Origin of the sequence: Paraburkholderia sp. DD10 (genome assembly GCF_049177125.1) — a bacterium.
GTDB lineage: Bacteria > Pseudomonadota > Gammaproteobacteria > Burkholderiales > Burkholderiaceae > Paraburkholderia > Paraburkholderia terricola.
In genome coordinates, this window is record NZ_CP185392.1 from 1,170,296 (window position 1) to 1,190,609 (window position 20,314).

The 20,314-nt window shown below is 59.8% G+C and carries 19 protein-coding genes; 13 read left to right on the plus strand and 6 right to left on the minus strand.

Annotation, left to right across the window (positions count from 1 at the left end; genetic code table 11):
• Positions 1 to 90: 90 nt before the first annotated feature.
• Genes ACOCG7_RS05455 through ACOCG7_RS05465 form a run of 3 tightly spaced genes read left to right on the plus strand, consistent with a single transcriptional unit; the run spans position 91 to position 1,749 of the window.
• Positions 91 to 822: a dienelactone hydrolase family protein gene (locus tag ACOCG7_RS05455; protein ID WP_176035851.1), complete on the plus strand. Its 732-nt coding sequence runs from the start codon at positions 91 to 93 to the stop codon at positions 820 to 822.
• Between the two features lie 4 nt (positions 823 to 826).
• Entirely contained in the window at positions 827 to 1,168 is a 342-nt protein-coding gene (locus ACOCG7_RS05460; RefSeq protein ID WP_421377095.1) for a hypothetical protein, read from the plus strand.
• Positions 1,165 to 1,749: a hypothetical protein gene (locus tag ACOCG7_RS05465; RefSeq protein WP_421377097.1), complete on the plus strand. Its 585-nt coding sequence runs from the start codon at positions 1,165 to 1,167 to the stop codon at positions 1,747 to 1,749. Before ACOCG7_RS05460 ends, ACOCG7_RS05465 begins: the two co-directional genes overlap by 4 nt.
• Before the next feature lie 234 nt (positions 1,750 to 1,983).
• Here the strand turns inward: ACOCG7_RS05465 and ACOCG7_RS05470 are convergent, their stop codons facing one another.
• Positions 1,984 to 2,775 carry an alpha/beta fold hydrolase gene (locus ACOCG7_RS05470; protein WP_073432352.1) on the minus strand — a complete coding sequence of 264 codons (792 nt, stop codon included), beginning with the start codon at positions 2,773 to 2,775 and terminating at the stop codon, positions 1,984 to 1,986.
• 351 nt (positions 2,776 to 3,126) lie between these two features.
• On the opposite strand from ACOCG7_RS05470, the gene ACOCG7_RS05475 reads away from it, so the two are divergent.
• The 4 genes from ACOCG7_RS05475 to ACOCG7_RS05490 all read left to right on the plus strand — a co-directional run bounded on the left by ACOCG7_RS05475 (position 3,127) and on the right by ACOCG7_RS05490 (position 5,854).
• Positions 3,127 to 3,552, plus strand: a complete 426-nt coding sequence (locus ACOCG7_RS05475) for a MarR family winged helix-turn-helix transcriptional regulator (protein ID WP_073432374.1) — start codon at positions 3,127 to 3,129, stop codon at positions 3,550 to 3,552.
• Between the two features lie 81 nt (positions 3,553 to 3,633).
• A complete protein-coding gene (locus ACOCG7_RS05480; protein ID WP_073432353.1) occupies positions 3,634 to 4,182 on the plus strand; it encodes a nuclear transport factor 2 family protein in 549 nt (182 codons plus the stop codon).
• 2 nt (positions 4,183 to 4,184) lie between these two features.
• On the plus strand, positions 4,185 to 5,231 hold the full coding sequence (locus tag ACOCG7_RS05485; protein ID WP_073432375.1) for an aldo/keto reductase: 1,047 nt from the start codon (positions 4,185 to 4,187) through the stop codon (positions 5,229 to 5,231).
• A 2-nt stretch (positions 5,232 to 5,233) separates the two neighbouring features.
• On the plus strand, positions 5,234 to 5,854 hold the full coding sequence (locus ACOCG7_RS05490) for a glutathione S-transferase family protein (RefSeq protein ID WP_073432354.1): 621 nt from the start codon (positions 5,234 to 5,236) through the stop codon (positions 5,852 to 5,854).
• A 3-nt stretch (positions 5,855 to 5,857) separates the two neighbouring features.
• On the opposite strand, the gene ACOCG7_RS05495 is transcribed toward ACOCG7_RS05490, so the two are convergent.
• A complete protein-coding gene (locus ACOCG7_RS05495; RefSeq protein ID WP_084561522.1) occupies positions 5,858 to 6,838 on the minus strand; it encodes an AraC family transcriptional regulator in 981 nt (326 codons plus the stop codon).
• Positions 6,839 to 7,303: 465 nt separating this feature from the next.
• Here ACOCG7_RS05495 and ACOCG7_RS05500 point away from each other — a divergent pair, with 465 nt between their 5' ends.
• The 5 genes from ACOCG7_RS05500 to ACOCG7_RS05520 all read left to right on the plus strand — a co-directional run bounded on the left by ACOCG7_RS05500 (position 7,304) and on the right by ACOCG7_RS05520 (position 15,242).
• Positions 7,304 to 8,542: an efflux RND transporter periplasmic adaptor subunit gene (locus ACOCG7_RS05500; protein WP_073432377.1), complete on the plus strand. Its 1,239-nt coding sequence runs from the start codon at positions 7,304 to 7,306 to the stop codon at positions 8,540 to 8,542.
• A 14-nt stretch (positions 8,543 to 8,556) separates the two neighbouring features.
• A complete protein-coding gene (locus ACOCG7_RS05505) occupies positions 8,557 to 11,694 on the plus strand; it encodes an efflux RND transporter permease subunit (protein WP_421377101.1) in 3,138 nt (1,045 codons plus the stop codon).
• Entirely contained in the window at positions 11,691 to 13,364 is a 1,674-nt protein-coding gene (locus ACOCG7_RS05510; RefSeq protein ID WP_083086167.1) for an efflux transporter outer membrane subunit, read from the plus strand. The genes ACOCG7_RS05505 and ACOCG7_RS05510 overlap by 4 nt, the downstream gene beginning before the upstream one ends.
• Before the next feature lie 174 nt (positions 13,365 to 13,538).
• On the plus strand, positions 13,539 to 14,513 hold the full coding sequence (locus tag ACOCG7_RS05515) for a LysR family transcriptional regulator (RefSeq protein WP_073432356.1): 975 nt from the start codon (positions 13,539 to 13,541) through the stop codon (positions 14,511 to 14,513).
• Between the two features lie 159 nt (positions 14,514 to 14,672).
• On the plus strand, positions 14,673 to 15,242 hold the full coding sequence (locus tag ACOCG7_RS05520; RefSeq protein ID WP_073432357.1) for a TetR/AcrR family transcriptional regulator: 570 nt from the start codon (positions 14,673 to 14,675) through the stop codon (positions 15,240 to 15,242).
• A gap of 115 nt (positions 15,243 to 15,357) precedes the next feature.
• Here ACOCG7_RS05520 and ACOCG7_RS05525 read toward each other — a convergent pair whose 3' ends face one another.
• From ACOCG7_RS05525 to ACOCG7_RS05535, 3 genes are all read right to left on the minus strand, one after another.
• The gene (locus tag ACOCG7_RS05525; RefSeq protein WP_073432358.1) at positions 15,358 to 15,897 is read right to left on the minus strand and encodes a hypothetical protein; all 540 of its coding nucleotides are present in this window, start codon (positions 15,895 to 15,897) and stop codon (positions 15,358 to 15,360) included.
• A gap of 93 nt (positions 15,898 to 15,990) precedes the next feature.
• Complete coding sequence (locus ACOCG7_RS05530; RefSeq protein WP_073432359.1) at positions 15,991 to 16,989, minus strand: quinone oxidoreductase family protein; 999 nt, start codon at positions 16,987 to 16,989, stop codon at positions 15,991 to 15,993.
• Positions 16,990 to 17,012: 23 nt separating this feature from the next.
• On the minus strand, positions 17,013 to 18,182 hold the full coding sequence (locus ACOCG7_RS05535; RefSeq protein ID WP_073432379.1) for an MFS transporter: 1,170 nt from the start codon (positions 18,180 to 18,182) through the stop codon (positions 17,013 to 17,015).
• 173 nt (positions 18,183 to 18,355) lie between these two features.
• Here ACOCG7_RS05535 and ACOCG7_RS05540 point away from each other — a divergent pair, with 173 nt between their 5' ends.
• Positions 18,356 to 19,231 (plus strand): LysR family transcriptional regulator, encoded by an 876-nt coding sequence (locus ACOCG7_RS05540; RefSeq protein ID WP_421377105.1) that lies wholly within the window; start codon positions 18,356 to 18,358, stop codon positions 19,229 to 19,231.
• A gap of 234 nt (positions 19,232 to 19,465) precedes the next feature.
• On the opposite strand, the gene ACOCG7_RS05545 is transcribed toward ACOCG7_RS05540, so the two are convergent.
• Positions 19,466 to 20,242: an SDR family NAD(P)-dependent oxidoreductase gene (locus tag ACOCG7_RS05545; protein WP_421377107.1), complete on the minus strand. Its 777-nt coding sequence runs from the start codon at positions 20,240 to 20,242 to the stop codon at positions 19,466 to 19,468.
• Between the last annotated feature and the right edge of the window lie 72 nt (positions 20,243 to 20,314).

The window sequence follows — 20,314 nt, forward strand, 5'->3', positions numbered from 1 at the left end:
CCCTCTGCTACTCTGAAAGCCGGTTGACTACGCAACAAGCAGGCAGCCGCACTTAACTTGAACTGTCGATTAATTATGGGAGGAAACCCGATGCGCAACGTGGGAACCATGGTCAGCTTTTGCCGCCCGGACGGTCAAGCCGTTGAGGGCTATCTTGCTAATCCGGCGAAGTTGGAAGGCGCACCGGCAATCGTTGTGATCCAGGAGTGGTGGGGGCTGAACGCTCAGATCCGGGGCGTGGCGGACCGTCTGTCTCACGCGGGCTACATCGCGCTGGTACCCGACCTGTATAGAGGAAAGTCTACAGTCGAGGAGGAAGAGGCTCACCACTACATGGATAGTCTCGACTTTGCTGATGCGATCTCTCAGGACGTTCGCGGCGCCGTTCAATACCTGAGTACGTACACGCGAAATATCGGTGTAACCGGGTTTTGCATGGGTGGCGCATTGACGGTTCTTGCCCTCAGCGCTGTCCCCGAATTTACGGCTGGCGTTATTTGGTACGGATTCCCGCCACTGAATCGTTTGGACGCCTCTAGCATCAAAGCGCCGATCCAGGCGCACTGGGCCACTCAGGACGCGTTCTTTCCAGCCGCGAGTGTCGATGTGCTCGAGGGGAAGTTTACCCGCAGTGGGGTCTCGGCGGAATTCCATCGCTATCTTGCACATCATGCCTTTGCCAATGAAACCGCCGTAGGCGATGGGCGCATACCAGGTACACAATACGATCCGGTCTGGGCGCAACTCGCATGGGACCGCACACTGACCTTTTTTGGCCGCACGCTTTGGAAGGAGCCAGTCGCGGTGAGACGTACGTCATGAGCAATTGCGGTACTTCACGGCGCGATGCGACGCAGCGGCGAAAGGGCGTAACGCCGAGGCCATCGCCGAATACCGGCTAGCTGTGCTGCACGCCGTGGAAGGCGTGGAGAACGCGTTCATGGTGCTGTCGCAATCACAACTGAGGGCGTCGGAACTCGAAGCACTGGCGGGGTACCTCCAGCGTGCCCGCGACCTGTCGGAAAAAGCATATGAATCGGGCGCGATCACGCTCGCCGACGTGCTCGACGCGGATCATTCCCCGCTCCATCGGAGCAATTTGTGTCGCAAAGCTAGCGACGCGTTCTCGGGCCAGCACTCGGCGCTGGCATACCAGAAGATCTGGTGACGCGCTTTGACTTGACGCGCGAAGCGCAAGACCGATGGGCCGAGCGTTCGCAACAGCGCTTTACCGCGGCGCAGGCCAATCGCCTCTTCGACAAAGAGATCGTTGCGTTGCAGATTCCTTCGCGTTCGGGTGCGGTTACGTTCGCGCGCGATGAAGCCCCGCGGCGCGCCACAACTTTGGAGGCACTGTCGGGCCTCAGTCCCGCGTTTCGCCCGGACGGAACGATCACCGCGGGCAACGCGCCAGGACTCAATAGCGGTGGCGCGGCAACGATCGTGGCCTCACGGTCGTTCGCCGACGAACGCGGGTTGGATGCGCTGGTTCCTATTGCTGGCTTCGGCGTGGCGGCTGTAGCACCCGAGATGTTCGGCATCGGACCGGTACCGCCCGTCAGGCAGGCTGTCGAACGCGCGGGCTGGTCGTTGCATGAATTGGACAGGGTCGAAATCAACGAGGCCTTCGCGGCCGTGCCTCTCGCGATGATGAAAGAGCTTGGCTTGCCCGCAGATATCGTCGACGCCAATGGAGGTGCGATCGCGCACGGTCATCTACGTCGCTCCTGCTCATGCCAATTTCATTAGGCGAAGCGCTGATTGATGAGATTCGTTGCGTAGCTGGTTGGCTGGATGTGGTTGCCATGCAAGCGGAAAGTAGCAATGACGACAGAAGCATCGTACCTACCGCGATTATTTTGCGTGTGATCATTTTTCAGGTTGTCAGGGAAATGATATCTCTGGTCGCACTGCGTGAGCCTCTTGCGCAAGAGGGCGGGCGCGGCGAGCGTCAGTCCGCCGCGCTGATGCTTTCGCGACCAGTCAGAGCACGCCAGTGGCTCGTGCCGCGTCGAGAATTACCGCGGCCACCGCGGCAGGTTGAGACATCAGTGCTACATGGCTCGCGCCAGCAATCGACGTTATCTTCGCGCCGATCTCTTTTGCCTCGGCCCGCTGGAGCGCTGCTGGAATGATCTGGTCCTGGTCGCCATAGACCCACCACGACGGTTTGGACTTCCAGGCGGCCTGAGACACCTTATCGGTAAGGCAGCGCGCATTGAGCGGTCCCTGAGCGGTGGCGAGCACACTGGATGTGTCTTTCGGAAGATCCGGTGCGAAACTGCTCAGGTAGGTGTCAGTGTTCAGCGTAAGGAATCCAGCTTCGTCGGGTACCAGACCTGCCTGCCAGGCCGGCTTCGGGAATGGGCTCGTCAGGTCGGAGATCGACTGGTTGTCTCCGGGCGCGAATGCTGACACATAAACGAGACCTGCAACCTTGTTAATGCTGCCGGCTTGCGTAATGACCGCGCCTCCGTAGGAGTGTCCGACCAGAAGGACGGGCCCCTGCTGGGCATCGATGGCACGGGTAACGGTTGCGGCATCGTCGGCTAACGACGTGCGGGGAAGCTGAACAGTGACTACTTTCAGACCACGCGCCTGCAATACGCGCGTGATCGACGACCAGCTGGAGCCGTCGGCCCACGCGCCGTGTACCAGTACGACTGTTCCGGTGGTGCTCGCTGAGGAGCTGCCGCATGCCGCAACGGATGCAAGGGTGACGAGACCGAGCGATACGACAAGAGCGGCAAAGAGCCGCAGAATGTAAGACTTCATGATAGGAACGTTAAGACGCGAAGTGAGATTTGAATATCGCGCCCGTCTAGCGACAGAAAGTATCAGGGCGAGCGCGACGCCATCGCGAACGGTAACCGGCCTCAGGGGCGCTGCCTATTGCATGTCGTCCGGTTTCAATGACATTGCGTCCGAAAGATAAGCGAGAAGATTTCCATGGCCAATACGACTGTATGCCGCAGCGTGTTGCAATGTCGGCCGACAAAGGGTGGGCGACCGGAAAGTCGGCCGATGTCTGGAAGTGACCCCCCCACAAAAGCAAGTCTCCGACAGCATGGCGAGCCATTACACGAAGCGTTGACAAACGTGCAGTTGCACATGAGAATGCGAAACATGAACCCGCTAACTGGTCCCGATCTGTGTCACTGTCTGGCTGCGCGTCGCGCTGCGAGGTATGTGTCGCGTATTTACGATAGCCATCTGTCAGACGTCGGCATTTCGATCTCGCAATTTTCGATACTTGCGCTCATCGAAGAGCATCCAGGAATCGCGGTTGCCGATCTGGCGGACCTGATGGTCATGGAGCGGACCACGTTAGTACGTGCACTCAGACCCCTGCGGGACGCAACGTGGTTGACGAGCGCTGCGGAAGGTCCAAAAGCGGCACTGACGTTCACGCTGTCCGCTGCGGGCAAGGCGAAGCTGTCGGAAGCTGAGCCGTGCTGGCGAGCAGCGCAGGCGGAGTTCGAAGCTGGCTTCGGTCGCAAACAGGCGACTGCGCTGCGAGCAGGTCTGTTGAGCGTCGTTTTTGCGACCTGAAAATTTTTTTGAGTTTATATGTGTAATTGCACATTATGGCCTACCTCATTCCGATAAATATTCTTCTTTAAAGGATCTTGCATGACAGCCTTTCCCTCCGTCCAAAATACGAGCACGGTCAGCGCCGAAGACCGCGTCAGCGCAGTCGATTTCGTCAATCGCGTCAACTGGTTCTTCGAGACATGGGACGTCGAAGCCATGATCGAGGCGTTCCTGCCCGACGCCGTCGCGTACCACTTTCACGGAACGATTAGTGGACACGCCGAAATCCGACACTTCTTCGAGCACGACTATCCGTACCTGATACCGGGCGTGAGCCGTCACGCCACGAATCATATCGTCGATGCGGACGAAGACGGCGTTGTCGTGCGATACCAGAATCTGCTGGTTCGCCATGCAGCGCCTGAGGATGCGACGAAACTGGGTGCCGGTCAGGTGATGCACAGCGATAGCGGACTGCCCGCGATCTGGCTGTATTCGCCGATGCGTGATCGTCTGCGCAAGACGGCAAGGGGATGGAGGATTTACGAGCGCTATATTGGTGGCTCGACCACCAACCGTGCGCTGACGCCTGCCGACACGTCGGCAACTGCGGCGGCCCCGTATCTCCCGAAACTTGAAGGGGTGTGATCGTGCGATATCGTCTCTTTGGTCAACATACTGGGCTGCGGGTATCCGAGTTGGTGCTCGGTACTGCGAATTTCGGCGGCCGGTGGGGGTACGGATCAGATATCGACGCCGCGCGCGAGATCGTTGACCGTTACGCGGACGCGGGCGGTAACTTTCTGGATTGCGCCGACGTGTATCAGTTTGGGGAGTCCGAGGAGTTTCTCGGTAAGCTCCTCCCGGGCCGTCGCGATAACTTCGTGATTGCGACCAAGTACACTCAGGCAGCGGCGCCCAACATGGGTGCTTTGGCGACGGGCAATAGCCGGCTCGCGATGCGCCTGTCTGTTGAGGCGAGCCTCAAGCGTCTCAAGAGCGATCGCATCGACCTCTACTGGGTGCACTTTTCCGATGGCATCACGCCAACGGACGAGATCATGCGAGGCCTGGACGACCTCGTGCGCAGCGGCAAGGTGCTCTATATCGGATTGTCCGACTTCCCTGCGTGGCGCGTCGCGCGGGCGGCAACGATCGCCGAGTTGCGCGGCTGGGCACGAGTCGCCGGCTTGCAGTTCGAGCACAGCCTGGTCGAGCGTACAGCCGAGCACGAACTGATGCCGGCAGGCAAGGCCCTTGGACTGGGGATGGTGGCATGGTCGCCGCTCGGTGGTGGATTGCTTTCGGGCAAGTACCGTCGGGGCGAGAAAGGGCGCCTTGAAGCACTGGGCGGTGCGGTATTCCAGCAGGAAAATTCCGGCCAGCGTATGGCCATCGTCGATGCCACCCTTGCGGTTGCGACCGAGCTTGGGGTCACGCCATCCGAAGTGGCAGTAGCGTGGGTCTTGCTAAAGGGTTCACTGCCGATCATTGGACCTCGGACGAGCGAACAGTTATCAGCATACCTTGGCGCTTCAAAGCTCACGCTTGCGCAGCATCACGTCGAGCGGCTGGATCGTGCCAGCGCATTGGCTCCGATCTTTCCGCAGTCGATGATCGATGCGCCAGCGTACCGGCAAGCTGCGGCCGGAGGCCAGTACGAGCGCATCGTCATGCCCGAAACGCCGGCTCCCTGACAATGTCCGCCGACGTTACCCTGTACGGCGCGAAGACGGGTAACTGTCTTCGCGTGGCGATTGCGCTGGAGGAACTCGCGATCGCTCACCAGGTCGTGAAGCTCGATCTTCGGGCGGGGGAGCAGCGCACACCAGATTTCCTTTCACTGAATCCGGGTGGAAAAGTGCCGGTGCTGCGAGTTCGCTCGTCGGCGGCGCCTCCGCTTGTTCTCGCGCAGTCCAATGCGATTCTTCTTTACCTTGCCCGACGAGCGGGAGGCAGGTTGTTACCGCCCGAAACGGATGCATCGGCGCCCTTTGCACTCGAGCGATTCTTTTTTTTCGTGACTGACGTGATCGCGCCCAGTCATGCATCCTTCTTTCTGAAGAACGAAGGATGCGAAGAGGGGCGAAGATTGATGGAACGGCGCTGTCTTAATGTACTCCTTGCAAGCGAGATGTTTCTGGAAAACGCACCATTCATGGCGGGGCAGTCATTCACGCTCGCAGACATCGCGGCTGTCAGCATAGTGGCCGCGTTGTCGTCGTCGATCGACTGGGCGCAGTATCCGCTTCTTCAGCGATGGTTCGCTGGCGTGATGGTGCGGCCCAGCGTAGAGCGTGGCATGATCGCTTTCGACTGAAGCTCAGCGTGACGGCATGCCCTGATCCGGATCCGCACCATGACGTACGGCGCCGGGTGAATATCCGAAACGCGCCTTGAAGGCCCGTGAGAACGAGGAGTCCGACTGGTAACCGGCAACAGACGCTGCCTCGCTGATTCGCACGCCGCTGTTGCGCAGCAGATCCGCGGCAAGGCTCAGGCGCCACCGTGCGAGATACCTGAGCGGCGGCTCGCCGACAATCTCCGTGAATCGGTCCGCAAAGTGCGACCGGGACATGGTCGCAATCTTCGCGAGCGCCCCAAGTTTCCATTCACGCGCGGGATCCTCATGCATGGCCGCCAGTGCACGCCCAAGTCGTGCGTCGCCGAGGCCCCGGAGCCATCCGCTATGAGCGGGACTCTTCGCCACCCACTCGCGCAAGCTCCGTATCACCAGCAGATCGATCAGGCGCGAGATCATGAGCGCAGCGCCTGGCGACGGCTCGCTCGCTTCCAGCCGCACGAACCGCAGGATCGCGTGTTGCCATTCCGGTGTACCCGATGCGTCGGCCCGGAGGTGAATGACATCTGGGAGACCCCCAATCAATGAGCCGGCGGATGCCGATTCGAATACGAACGAGCCCGTCAGGACGCGAAAGGGCTTTTCGGCGAAGCTGCGACATTCATCGGGTCGCGAGGGTGATCCGGGCAGAGAGTCAAGCGCATGGATTGCGGAGAGAACGTGCGCACATCCTTTAGGTAGCAAAACAAGATCACCGGCGACTAACGTCGCCGTATCGATAGCGATCGCGTCGAGCCGGAAGGCGCCGTCCTGAATAAAGTGAAAGCGGGCGCGTCCGGCATCAAAGGGCTTGCGTTGCGCCTCGGCAGTCTCGTATACCTCGATTGATTCGCCTCGTAGCCGTATCAGATCCAGAACGTCGGAAAGCACATCTTGCCGGGACAGCCTGTGTGCACGCGATTGCTCATGAATGGATCGCCTCATCGCGTCGTCGCCGATCATGTCTTGCGCCTTAAAAAAAAGCGCACTTCGGGGAACGTGCGCCGCGACAAAAGAAGGACCGGTATGGAGGAGCGCTCCTTCATGCCGCAAAAAGACCAAACGCAATCACCCACGATGGCCCCGAAAGCGGTTTCACGCGCACAGTGGTTAAAAGCTTGCACAGCATAGCGGATCGAACTCCTCGCATAAATCCGTCGATGATGAATAGACATGCTGGCAAGGGCGAACAATCTGGCGAAGCGTTGCTGGTTCTGAGATGCATCGGTCCAGGGTCGGTAGAGCTATTAGTTAGCGCCCTGAAAAGGCTTGACGTATTAGATTTCACATGTAATCTAACGCAAGTTAGAAGTTACCTCTAATCTAAATAGCCACGTTGTCCGGTCCGCGCAATCAGTTGGTGCGCCGATCGGTCGAGACGCCGTTTCGCGAAGAGGCGAACGACAACACTTTTCGAGGTGATTGAAGTTGGATACGAAAACAAGGCTGGAAGACGGCGGCACAGTTCATCGTGCGCGATATGGCACGGTGGGCCGGCGCGCCAGAACCTGGGCTGCCGCGGCCGCTGTGATCATGGTAAGCGGGGGCGGGTGGTTTCTCTACTCGCATGGTCGTGGTGATAGCGTCGCCAATGCGCGACCCCTGCCGCCCCACGAGGTAACGATCAGCCGCCCGCTGGTACGCGACCTCGACACCCGACTCGGATTTCTTGGCCAGTTCTCGGCAGTCGATCAGGTGGAACTGCGCGCACAGGTAGGCGGTACGCTCACAGGTATTCACTTCAGGGACGGCGACATCGTTCACAAGGGCGATCTGCTGTTCACCATCGATCCCGTGCCGTATGAGATTCGGCTCGCGCAGGCGACTGCCCTGCGCCGGACCGCTGAGGCGCGCCTGGTTCTGGCGAAGCAGGAGCTGGCGCGTGCGCAGGAACTGGAGCGCAATGATGCTGGCACGACGCAGAACGTCGAGCAGCGTACGTCCGAACTGAATGCTGCGCAAGCTGCACTGGACGATGCTGCGGCGCGGATCCGCGACACCCGCTTCGATCTGGATCGCTGCCGCATCACGGCGCCGTTTACCGGCCGCATTGGCAGGCATCTCGTTTCCACCGGTAACCTGATTGCAGGCAGCCGTGGCGCAACGAGCCCGACGACATTGCTCGCGACGCTCGTCTCGCTCGATCCGGTCTACCTCGACTTCGACATGAGCGAGGCGGACTTCCAGTCGTTTTCGCAGTATCGCGGCGACACCAAAGGACCGATTGCAAATCGCGTCGAACTCGCGGCGGGCGATTCGACGACCTACACACGGCAAGGCACGCTCGATTTCGTCGACAACGTGCTGGACCGTTCCAGCGGCACGATCCACGCTCGAGCGACGGTGTCCAATGCCGACCTGCGCTTTATACCTGGCGAGTTCTCGCGCGTGCGTCTCGCGGTGGCACATCCCGCACCGACGTTGCTCGTGCCGGACGCATCCGTTTTGCCAGACCAGTCCGAATACCTCGTGATGACGGTTAGCACTGACGGAACGGTTGTGGCAAAGCATGTCGAGGTCGGCGAGATACGAGGGGGGTTGCGCGTGATCCGCTCGGGCCTGTCTCGGGACGATCGCGTGATCGTCGACGGTTTGCCCTTTGCGGCGCCCGGAACGAAAGTGGCGACGCGCGATGGTGCGATCCGCTATGAGCCTAAACAGAACTAGCGGACAGTGAAGCCATGCGTATTGCCCATTTCTTTATCGACAGGCCGCGCTTCGCGACGGTGGTCAGTGCCTTTCTGACGCTAATCGGCCTGGGCGCGATGTTCGTGCTTCCCGTCGCACAGTACCCGGAGATCGTTCCACCGACTGTGCAGGTGACCACATCCTATCCGGGTGCGTCGGCCGAAACGATTGCGCGAACAGTGGCCACGCCGCTGGAGCAGCAGATCAACGGCGTCGAGAACATGCTCTACATGAGCAGCCAGTCCACGGGAGACGGCCGGTTGACGGTCACGGTTACCTTTCGTATCGGCACTGACCTGAACGTCGCGCAGATGCTCACACAGAATCGGGTTCAGGATGCGTTACCGCGCCTGCCCGAAGACGTCCAGCGCCTTGGCGTTCAGGTGAGGAAGTCGACACCTAGCATATTGCTGGCTGTTCACCTGTACTCACCTGACAGAACGCACGACACACTTTATCTCTCGAACTACGCGACGTTGCACGTGAAGGACACGCTAGCGCGTCTGCAAGGCGTCGGCGACGTGCAGTTCCAGGGTGCCCGTGAGTACGCAATGCGTATCTGGATCGACCCCGACAAGGTCGCAGCCAACAATCTGAATGCGAGTGAAGTGCTCACAGCACTACGCGCGCAGAACCTGCAGGTATCGGCTGGTGTCCTGAACCAGCCGCCCACGGCGGGCAGCGATGCGTACCAGATAAACGTAGAGGCGCTCGGCCGGCTGTCTACGCCACAGCAATTTTCCGACGTGGTCGTCAAGTCCGACGCACAGGGCCGCGTGACGCGGATACGCGATATCGGTCGTGTCGAGGTGGGCGCCGCGGACTATGGTTCAACCGCTTTCATGGACCGTGACAACGCTTCAACATTGCTAATCTATGCGGAGCCCGGTGCGAACTCGCTTGCTGTCGAGCAGCAGGTTTTGTCCGCGATGCGCGGGCTAAAGAATGAGTTCCCCGCAGGAATGGATTACAAAATCATCTACGACCCGACCATCTTTATCGGCAAATCCGTCGACGAGGTGATTGTCACGATATTCGTCGCAATCCTGCTTGTTGTTGGCGTCGTCTTTCTTTTCCTGCAGAACTGGAGGGCCACGATTATCCCGGTCGTTGCAATTCCGGTCTCCCTGCTTGGGTCGTTCATCGTCCTCGCCACCTTCGGAATATCGCTAAACAACCTGTCTCTGTTTGGCCTCGTGCTGGCGGTCGGCATTGTCGTTGACGATGCAATCGTCGTAGTCGAGAACGTCGAGCGCAACATGCGCTCTGGCATGTCGCCGGCTGAGGCGGCTCACCGGACGATGGACGAAGTGGGCGCGGCACTGCTGTCGATTGCGCTGACGCTATGTGCCGTCTTCATCCCGTCTGCCTTCCTCAGCGGGATTTCGGGGCTGTTCTTTCGCCAGTTTGCGGTGACGATCGCAGCATCGACTGTCATATCCTGCTTTGTGTCGCTCACTCTGAGTCCCGCCCTCTGCGCGGTGCTCTTCAAGTCGCATGAGCCGCATATCGCGTTGCACGCGGGCCTCGCGCAGCGTCTGCTACATGCGGGCTTCGATCGCTTCAACAGGGGATTTGACAGATTGTCGTTCGGGTACGGAAACGTCACACGTCGTCTCGTTCGTGGACTCACCGTCGTTCTCGCAATATACGTAGTGCTGATAGGGGTTACGGGTCTTGAGTTTTCGCGTACGCCAACCGGCTTTATTCCGGAACAGGATCAGGGTTATCTGATTACCGTGGTTCAACTCCCGCCGGGCGCGTCACTTGACCGTACCGAGAAAGTGGTCCGAAATGCCATTGACATTATCCTGACGACGCGCGGGATTGAACACGTTGCCCCGTTCGTTGGGCTTGACGCGACAACGTTGACCGTGGCGTCGAACTCAGGAACGATTTTTTCGGGGTTGCCGTCGCTCTACAACCACGAGATTCCGGGCGTGACGGCGAACACTGTGCTGGCCGACCTGCGCAAACGCCTCTCCGTCATCAAGGACGCTTATGTGCTGACCATTCCGCCGCCTCCTGTACAGGGTCTTGGGAATTCGGGCGGGTTCAAGATGATGCTGGAGGACCGCGCAGGACTCGGGTCTGAGGCGCTTGTGCATGCGGCGAATGCCCTTGTTGCTGCCGCCAACAGGGATCCGAGCTTTGCTGGAGTCTTTACCCTGTTCAATGCGGGGTCGCCATCGGTTTTCGCGAATATTGATCGTGTAAGGGCTGAAAAGGTCGGGCTCACACCCACGGATGTGTTTTCCGCCCTGCAGGTCTATCTCGGTTCACAGTACGTGAACGACTTCAACTATCTCGGCAGAACTTATCAGGTCATTGTTCAGGCTGACGGGCAATTCCGGCATACCCCGCAGGACATTACGCGTCTGAAGGCGCGAAACCAGTTCGGTGAGATGGTGCCAATCGGCACGGTGGCGCAAATGGAGAACCGTACGATTCCCTATCGCGTGCCTCGCTACAACCTGTACCCTGCCGCAGAGGTTCAGGGTGTCGCAGCGCCAGGCATTGCCACCGGTACAGCACTCCATCGCATGGAAGAGCTTGCCCATCAGGTGCTGCCGCAGGGTATCAGTTTCGAATGGACGGACCTGGCTTACCAGCAGCAGCAACACGGCACCCCGACGCTCCTGGTATTCGGAGCAGCTGCGCTCTTCGTGTTTCTCGTTCTCGTCGCGCAGTATGAGAGCTGGAAGCTACCGCTTGCGATCGTCCTGATCGTACCGATGTGTATTCTCGCGTCGGTCACTGGCCTGATCGCTCGCGGCATGCCCATCGATATCCTGGCGCAGATCGGCTTCGTCGTTCTCGTCGGACTGGCTGCGAAGAATGCAATCCTGATAGTCGAATTTGCGCGTCAGAAGGAGGGCGAGGGAACCACACCGGTTGACGCCGCGGTGCACGCTGCACGCACACGCCTGCGTCCCATTCTGATGACGTCGTTTGCCTTCATCCTGGGAGTCGCGCCGCTCGCGGTCGCCACAGGAGCCGGCGCTGAAATGCGCCAGTCCCTCGGAACGGCGGTGCTGGTCGGCATGCTGGGTGTGACGTGCTTCGGACTTCTGTTCACCCCTGCCTTCTATGTTTTCATTCGCAAATTTGGCCGCAAGGAGCGCACATGATCTTCACTACTGCCTTTGCTCGCAGACTAATGTGTGTTTCAGGTTCGCAGAGTGAAGCTGGCAATCTTCGACACCAGCCGCATGACGGCGCGCGATATCTGCCCGAGATCAGCGGAGTGAAAACGGCATGCCGGCGGCAGACGGCCGAAGGCATACCTCACACGGTCGTGCGCAAACCGTCACAAAGCCTGCTCCGTGTCATTTCCGCGGGCGTTGCGATTGCAACGGGCGTTGCAGGTTGTGCGGTGGGGCCAGAATATGCGGCACCGACTACGCAGCTTGTGCCGTTCCACAACCGGGTTGCGACAAGCACTCAGCAAGCGTCCAGGCCCGCTCCGCGCCTTGACATCTGGTGGGCCGGATTTGATGACCCGATGCTCGTAACCGTCGTTCAGCGTGCTCTTGCACAGAACCTGGACCTCGCGGCAGCGTTTGCCCGCGTTCAGCAGGCGAGGGCGGTCGCAGCGGGGGCGGGCGCGCAGCTTCTGCCAACGCTTGATTTCGACGCGACGGGCACCGCTGAACACCAGAGCCTGTTAAGTCCGGTCGGTACGATCGCGAGAACGTTTCCTGGCTACAGTCGCGATCAGCGCGAGTACAACGTTGGGGCTGCCGCGAGCTGGGAAATCGATCTGGCCGGCGGACTGCGTCGCAGCGCTGCTGCGGCGCGTGACGAAGTACAGGCGGCCGAGGCCGAGCAACTCGGCACGCGCATTACGGTGGCCGCCGACGCCGCCGATGCATACCTGCAGGTCAGAGGGTTCCAGACCCGGCTTGCGGTGGCGCAGGATCAGATTGGCACGGACGGACGCCTTCTTGAGCTTGTTCGGGTACGGCGTCGCGCCGGCGCGGCAGACGAGAGGGAGATTGCCCAGGCCGAGGCGCTGCTAAAGCAGGCAAGGTCTACCGTACCTACCCTGCGCACGTCGCTTGAGGCGCAACTGAACCGCCTGGATGTGCTCATGGGTGCGCAGCCGGGAACGTACGCGCATGAACTGTCCGTCTCCTCCACCATACCTGCGATCCCGAAAATTGACGATAACGACCAGCCACTGGACGTCCTGAGGCGTAGACCTGACATCATCGCGGCAGAGCGGCGAGTCGCTGCTTCAAGTGAACGGATCGGCGCGGCAATCTCGGGCTATTACCCGAAGATCTCCCTGTCTGGCGCGCTTGGCTTTGACAGCGTGAGCACCAATCACCTCTTTACCGCGGCAGCGTTTCAGCCGGTCGGTACTGGATCGCTTCGGTGGCGTCTGTTTGACTTCGGGAAGGTGGATGCGGAGGTTAAACAGGCGCGAGGCGCGAACGCGGAGGCGCTTGCACTGTATCGCCAGGCGGTGCTCAAGGCCGCTGAGGATGTTGAGAACGCATTCACAGCGCTTTCCCAGACAGAGGCTCGACGGCAGGAGTTGCAGGGCGAAGTGACATCACTGACGCGCGCCCGCGATTTGTCCGAACGCGCCTACAGAGCAGGAGCCATAACCCTCACAGACGTGCTGGACGCGGACCGTCAACTCCTCGTCGCGCGTGACAATCTGGACAGCTCACGCGCGGACGCGGCGCGCGCTGCGGTGGGGGCATTTCGTGCTCTGGGCGGCGGCTGGGACATCTCCCCGGACGCCCGGGTGGCATCGAATAGTTCGCCAGCGGCGGTTCCGGTCAGGTGAGAGGATTGGCCGTTGCCTTGTGTCCTCCGTGACCCGGGTGGTTGTCTGATACGGCGTCGAGTCGACGAGAAAAACGGTTACTGCAACGGCCTGCGTGTGCATCGGTTCAAATAGTTCGCGGTTGCTACGTGCTTATGGCGCTTCTCGACGGCACATGGCAGGAAATGAGACGATATGGACCGGTTTCAGTCAATGCAGGTGTTCGCCAAGGTGGTCGAGCTGAACAGCTTTTCCCGTGCGGCGGACGCGCTCCGTCTTCCGCGTTCGACGGTGTCAGTTGTCGTCAGGAAGCTGGAAGCACACTTGCGGATTCGTCTGATGCAGCGGACAACCCGGCGCCTTGGCCTTACTCTGGAAGGAGCGGAGTACTACAGGCATTGCAAACGGATCCTGGCCGAGATCAGGGAGTCGGAAGAGATGCTGGCTAGCGCTCAGAACGGACCGCGAGGTCGGCTTTCCGTTCAGTTGCCGATGGCGCTTGGAAGAATTGTTGTCTTGCCAGCCATCGACGACTTTCAAAAACGGTTCCCTGATCTGGAGCTGATGATCGGACTGGATGATCAATCCATTCACCCGCGCCATGAGAACCTCGACTGTACAATCCGCATGGGGGAACCTGAAGACCCAGGCGTCATCCAGCGCCGATTGTGTGATTTGGAGATAGTGACTGCTGGCAGCCCCGACTATCTTTTCCGTTACGGCGAACCTCAACGCGTGGAGGATCTCCAGCAACATCTGGCAGTGCAATGCCTCTCACACGCTACCGGAAGAGTCGCGAACTTCATGTTTGACATCAACGGTGATGCGGTCGAGGTCGGCTTGCCGGCTGTGCTTTCAATCAGCGACGCGGAGGCCTGTGCAATATGCAGTGCTCGTGGCATGGGGTTGATTCAGGCTCCGCGGTTCATACTTGCGCCGTACCTGAACTCAGGCGCACTCGTCGAAGTGCTGTCTCAGTGGCAGCCAAGGCCGATGCGGGTTGCTGCCGTATTTCCGCACCGCCGGCAGGTTGCACTTAAAGCACGCGTCTTTGTGGAGTGGGCGGCGGAGCTATTCGAAAAAAGTCCTTTACTTCTGGATAACCTTGATCTTGGGGATTCCTCTCCAAGTGGCTATCGCGTCGACGCAGACGCGCCCTTGATCAACTGATGGCGACCGGCTAGCGGAGAACGGGGTGCCCCGCGCTGGGTGGTGGATCCGTAGGGCGCGACACTTCGTATCACTCCCTACGCAATGAGTGCGTCTCCGACTTGCACCAACGAGCTAGATGTTATATCAAATCCAAATTCACGAAAGATCATTGAGGTCATGAGAAAATCCAGACAGGAGGCGGCCGAGACCCGCCAGCGCATCATCGAGGCGGCGTCCAGCCGGTTTCGGGAAAACGGCATAGACGGGACTGCCGTCGCCGATCTTATGTCGCAGGCGGGCCTGACACACGGCGGATTCTACAAACATTTCACATCGAAGGAACACGTAGTACTGGAGTCGCTGCAACTCGCCGCCGGTTCGCTGCGCGAATCGATGGAAGCGTCGCTGTCGCGTTCGACCGACGTCCGGGGTCTGAATGTCGCAATCAACGACTATCTTTCTCTGGAGCATCGGGACGATCCTGGCAGCGGCTGTCCCTTCGTCGCACTCGCAAGCGAGTTGGCACGCTCCAGCGACGAAGTGCGCGACGCGGCCACGGAGGGCATCGTGAACCTTGTCAACCTGATCGCAAGCCGTCTCACCGAACTGCCACCCGCTGCGGCAAGGAAGAAGGCGCTCGTCATGCTATCAACCATGATGGGCGCACTTACCATGGCGCGTATGGTGAACGACGAGCAGTTGTCGTCCTCCATCCTCCGGGAGGCCAAGAAAGCGCTGCTGCCATGATTTTTGTGGCAGCAGCCATGTTTACGACAGGCGGCGGCCAACTTCATCGGCAAGGACGACTTGGATCAGCGGTAAGTTGCGGCTATATCGCGTGTTACGACTGAACCGTGGCGGATCAGGGCGATGGCACGGGCAAGATGATTTCCGAGGCGATTTTCCATTGACCATCTAAATTCAGCCATTGGATGATCATGATAAATGGACGCGGAGATGGATCCTGGCCGCCGTAGTTGACGGCGATTTTCATCGGCGCATACGTTTGTGCGACTGTCGAAGAAATGCCCACGGCTTTTAGCTTTACCCAGTCAGGGAACAGGGTGAGTGTGCCGGCAGCATATATGTCCTGAAGCTTGTGAGCCACTGATTCAGATCCCCAAAAACCCGCCCAGCTTCCCTCCGCCGGATCGACGCTTTTGGCGACCAGCAGCGCTGAAGGTGAGTCCCAGAACATCTGCGCTATGGCCGTAGCGTCGTGCCGGTTTGCCGCCGACGTCAATTGCCTGAAGCGGTTCTTCACATCTTCAAGCGACCCATCGGGCAATGGGTGCGCAGAGCTAAGATTCACAGGAGCCACATCCGTTTCCGCGCCCTGCGTTGCCCCTACACACATCAACGCACCGGCGAGCGCGGCCGCGACGAGGTATATTTTTCTCATAAATAATCCTGGGATTGCGATCTTTCAGGGAGAACGTTCAGCGAGCGGGACCATGAGCTGACCTGCGCGAACGCCTTGGAGCAGCGCCACTGATCAGTACCTCGGATCAAGGACGATGACGCCTTGGGCCTCCCGGCGTTCGAGCATGGCGTGCGCATCGGCCGCGCGGCTGAGCGGGAGCGTAGCCGCAACCCTCGGTCGGATCAGTCCTTGTCCAATGCCGTCTTTCAGGAAGCGCAGACCACGCTGGATAAGGTCTGGGCGCTGAAAAAACGAGGGCAGATAGACTCCGGTCAGCGTTTGCGCTTTTGCCATCAACCGACGCGGCGCGAGAGGTTTGCCGGGGCCGCGCGTCGAACCGATGACAACACATCGGCCGAGCATGCCAAGGCAGGCGAAGTTCTCGTCGAAGACGTCGCCTCCGATTGTTTCGAGGATCACGTCGACGCCTTTCCCGTCGGTGAGGCTCAGGACCGATTGCGGCCAGTGTGGCGAGTCATACGCAATCGCATGGTCGGCGCCACGGCTCAGTACGAAGGCTCGGCGGCTGTCTGAGCTCGCGGTCCCGATTACCGTGGCCGCACCGAGTACTTTCGCAATCTGGACGGCGAGGTTGCCGACGCCGCCGGCTGCGCCATGGACCAGCAGGCTTTCGCCCGGGCGCAGCACGGTGCAAACCTGAAGAGCGAGAAATGCAGTTACGCCCTGACACGGCACGCTCGCCATGACGAAATCATCGGCATCGTCTTCGAGTTCAACGAGCATGTCAGCGCGAGCCACTGCACGTTGCGCGTAAGCGCCCTTCGACATCAGGGCCATCACCTTGCGCCCAACCAGGTGGTCGTGCGCCTCGGTGCCGGCATTCAGCACACGGCCGACCACTTGCAGCCCGCCGACTTGAGGTAGCGTCACGCCGCCGACCTGCGTCTCCGCCCGGTTATAGACACCCAAGCGCTCCCGAATATCCGGAAAATTGACACCGATAGCAGTGGTTTCGATCAACACTTCGCCCGCTCGCGGCTCGGGGTCGGGCAATCCGACGTACTCGAGGACTTCGGGGCCCCCGAATTTTCGATACTGAATGGCTTTCATTGAGAACTTCCTGTTTGATTAGATCATGCCTCGCCTGGGCGAGAGCGGATCGGGTCCGACTTCGCCCAGAGGGCAATGCCGAGTTGCCCTGACAGGGCGATGACGACCAGTGCTGTAGATAACATCGGCAACTGCGTAAGACGGATGCCCGCGGCAAGGGCGAGCCCGCCCAGCGCAGCGCCAGCAGCGCTACCGAGATAGTGCGCGGAGCTCTGTAATGCGACGACAACGCTTGCTTTATCCGGATGCAAAGTCAGCAATCTGTGTTGTTGTGGCGCCTGCGAGGACCACGCCGCGGCGCCCCACACACCAAACAGGGCGAGAGCCGCTACGGGATAGGGCAGCGCTGGTCCCAAGGTCCCGAAAACTGCGACCATCAGAATCTGTACGACGGACATCACCCATTCGGGGCGGCCGGTAGCGTCGATCAGCGCGCCGCAGAAGTAGATGCCGAGAACCCCGCCTACACTCCAGGCCCACAGATAGGGCAACGGGTCAGTGATGCCGCCGCTCGCGCGCAGCAGCGGTGCCACGAAGGTGTAAAGCCCGATTGATGCCGCAGATGTGACGAATGAAACAGCAATAGTTGCCGCGACACGTGGATCGACCAGTACTGCAACGCGTTGGCGAAGCGAAGGTGGTGTCGAGGCGGCGATTTCGGGCATGCGCGATACGACGCCCGTGAATGCGATTCCACCTAGCGCCACTATCAGCCACATCGCGCTTCTCCAGCCGAAACCCCCAGCGACAATGAGACCGCACGGTACGCCCACGGCGGTGCCCAGCGCGAGGCCGCCCACAACGAGGCCGAGTGCGCGGCCTCGTCGTTCCTGAGAAACCATGCTTGCAGCAGCACTGAAGGCGCTGGGACCATATAGGCCGGCGCCGACTCCTGCCGCCGCGCGCGACAGGAGCAGAACGGGGAAGCTTGTTGCGAGTGCGCTAAGGGTGTTCGCGAGCGTGAAAAGGACCAGCGCTGCGCCCAGCACGCGCCGCACGGGTTTGCCTGCCGTCAGTGCGCCAAACACCGGCGCTGCAACGGCATAACACGCAGTGAAGATTGTGACTGTTTGACCTGCCACGGAGGCAGAGACCGCGAAGGTGTTGGCGATGCCGGGCAGCAAGCCCGCCATGATGTACGCGTCGATGCCAAGCGCAAACGTGCCGAGGCATAAGGGAAGAATCCTGATCAACCTGGCTCCTCGGAAATCGTTAACTTCCATCGCTATCAATGGATGCCGCGAGATGCGGCGTATGCACGCGGCGCCGGCATCGCGATAAGATGTCAAGCGTCATGAAAAATAGCACTCGTACCGGAAGTCGGGAACCCGGAAAGCATTCACATCGCTTGTGAGAATTTGCACCAATGTTCGACTGGAATGACATGAGACATTTCATTGCCCTGGCGGAGGCGGGCACTCTGTCGGGTGCGGCGCGCAAGCTGCAGGTCGATCACGCGACGGTTGCGCGGCGTATCGCAGCGCTGGAGCACGCGCTGGGAGAAACGCTGGTGGACCGTCTTGCGAGACGTTGGCGTCTGACCGATGCGGGCCTCGACGTTGCGCGCGTCGCCGAGGGCATGCAGGCGCAGGCTCATGCATTGGAAAGGGCAGTACGAAGCCGTAAGACGGGAGCGCGGGCGAGAGTCACTGTCAGTGCACCGCCTGCTTTCGCGAGCGTCTTCCTCGCGCCACGTTTTGCCGAACTTGCTTCACGGCATCCAGAAATTGAACTGACGCTCCTGGGCACGCAGCCGATGATCTCGCTCAGTCGTCAGGAGGCGGATATTGCCGTCCGCCTGACTCAACCTACCGAGGCAAGTTATGTTTCCCGGAGAATCGGAAGCGTGACGTATGGGCTGTATGCAGCGCAGGGCTACATCAGCCGGCCATCCGACGAATGGCAGTTCATTGCTTATCACGCGGCACTCGATCACGTACCGGAGCAAGTATGGCTACTTGACTTCGCGGATGGCCGCCGCATCGGATTCAGGAGCAACGATCTGGTGAGCCAGCTTGCCGCGGCGCGCGGAGGTCTGGGGATTGCCGCGTTGCCTCATTTTTTTGCGGCAGACGATAAACGCGTAATCGCGCTGCCTGTGGGCGCAGAAAAACTGTCGCGTGATATCTATCTGATCGCCCACGTGGACATGCGACGGCAGGCGGCTGTGCGCCTTGTGATGGATTTCATTGCGGAGAAGTTCGTCAATGACTTTCACAATGGCGAGCAGTACAACGGATAGTTCGCTGCCGCCCGAGATGAAGACTGATTGCGAAAAGCAGCGGGTCATTCGGCCGCAAGTCAGACGGCGAGGTAGCGGCTCTTTGGGAATCGCTGATGGATAGCCGACACGGTATCTATCCGCCTCATACCGAAGCACAATGAGCAAGCGCAATGAATTGACCAGCGGCCAGGCCGGCCTATCGCGGTCAATGAGGGTAGCGAGCACTAGCGTCCGGCTGATCGAAGGCCGATGTCAAACGATGAAATCGACCACGCCACCGTCGACTCTGGGCGCAGCACCGGTCGTCGCTGATGCCTGCCTGGAGGCGACATAGACCACCATATTCGCAACCTCTTCTACCGTTGCGGGTCGCTGGATGATAGAGGTCGGTCGATAGGTCTTCACGAAGTCAATACCGACTTGCTCAAAGGACCCGTCGCCCGTGATTTGGTCCTTAAGCATTTCGCCCGCTCCCTCGGTAAAAGTCGGCCCGGGCAGGACCGAATTCACTGTCACGCCGATGCCTGCCATACGCTTCGCGAGGCCGCGAGCGAGAGCCACGTCCGCCGTTTTGCTAATGCCATAGTGAATCATCTCTACGGGGACGTTGAATGCGGATTCCGAACCCAGGAAGACGAGACGACCCCACGCCTTTTCTGCCATCCTTGGCAAATAAGCACGGGCGAGTCGCATACCCGCCATGACGTTTATCTGCCAGTGACGATCCCAGATCTCGTCATCGGTATCAAAAAAATCTTTCGGTTGAAAAATCCCGAGGTTGCTTACGACGATGTCTGGTTCGACCTCGGCTTCGATCAGGCCATGACAACCGTCGGCGGTGGCGAGATCGAAGGCATGACCCCGCGCGCGCGCCCCAAGGCGCGCAATGGCCGCATCGACCTTTTGTCTGGTGCGACCGTTTACAACAACGTCGGCCCCGGCGTTATGAAGCGCGTGGGCAATCGCAAAACCAATGCCTTCTGTTGAACCTGTGACGAGGGCGATCTTGCCCGAGAGATCTACATTCACTTCGTTTCTCCTGTGAGTAATATTTGATGCTGCGATTCTGGCGTTTTATGCGGGCCGTTGCGCCGACCGACC

Excerpts from the sequence above, each read along its gene's own strand:
- ACOCG7_RS05455 (WP_176035851.1), top strand. The coding sequence starts at position 91 with ATGCGCAACGTGGGAACCATGGTCAGCTTTTGCCGCCCGGACGGTCAA.
- ACOCG7_RS05470 (WP_073432352.1), bottom strand. The coding sequence starts at position 2,775 with ATGAAGTCTTACATTCTGCGGCTCTTTGCCGCTCTTGTCGTATCGCTC.
- ACOCG7_RS05475 (WP_073432374.1), top strand. The coding sequence starts at position 3,127 with ATGAACCCGCTAACTGGTCCCGATCTGTGTCACTGTCTGGCTGCGCGT.
- ACOCG7_RS05480 (WP_073432353.1), top strand. The coding sequence starts at position 3,634 with ATGACAGCCTTTCCCTCCGTCCAAAATACGAGCACGGTCAGCGCCGAA.
- ACOCG7_RS05490 (WP_073432354.1), top strand. The coding sequence starts at position 5,234 with ATGTCCGCCGACGTTACCCTGTACGGCGCGAAGACGGGTAACTGTCTT.
- ACOCG7_RS05495 (WP_084561522.1), bottom strand. The coding sequence starts at position 6,838 with ATGATCGGCGACGACGCGATGAGGCGATCCATTCATGAGCAATCGCGT.
- ACOCG7_RS05505 (WP_421377101.1), top strand. The coding sequence starts at position 8,557 with ATGCGTATTGCCCATTTCTTTATCGACAGGCCGCGCTTCGCGACGGTG.
- ACOCG7_RS05510 (WP_083086167.1), top strand. The coding sequence starts at position 11,691 with ATGATCTTCACTACTGCCTTTGCTCGCAGACTAATGTGTGTTTCAGGT.
- ACOCG7_RS05515 (WP_073432356.1), top strand. The coding sequence starts at position 13,539 with ATGGACCGGTTTCAGTCAATGCAGGTGTTCGCCAAGGTGGTCGAGCTG.
- ACOCG7_RS05520 (WP_073432357.1), top strand. The coding sequence starts at position 14,673 with ATGAGAAAATCCAGACAGGAGGCGGCCGAGACCCGCCAGCGCATCATC.
- ACOCG7_RS05525 (WP_073432358.1), bottom strand. The coding sequence starts at position 15,897 with ATGAGAAAAATATACCTCGTCGCGGCCGCGCTCGCCGGTGCGTTGATG.
- ACOCG7_RS05530 (WP_073432359.1), bottom strand. The coding sequence starts at position 16,989 with ATGAAAGCCATTCAGTATCGAAAATTCGGGGGCCCCGAAGTCCTCGAG.
- ACOCG7_RS05540 (WP_421377105.1), top strand. The coding sequence starts at position 18,356 with ATGTTCGACTGGAATGACATGAGACATTTCATTGCCCTGGCGGAGGCG.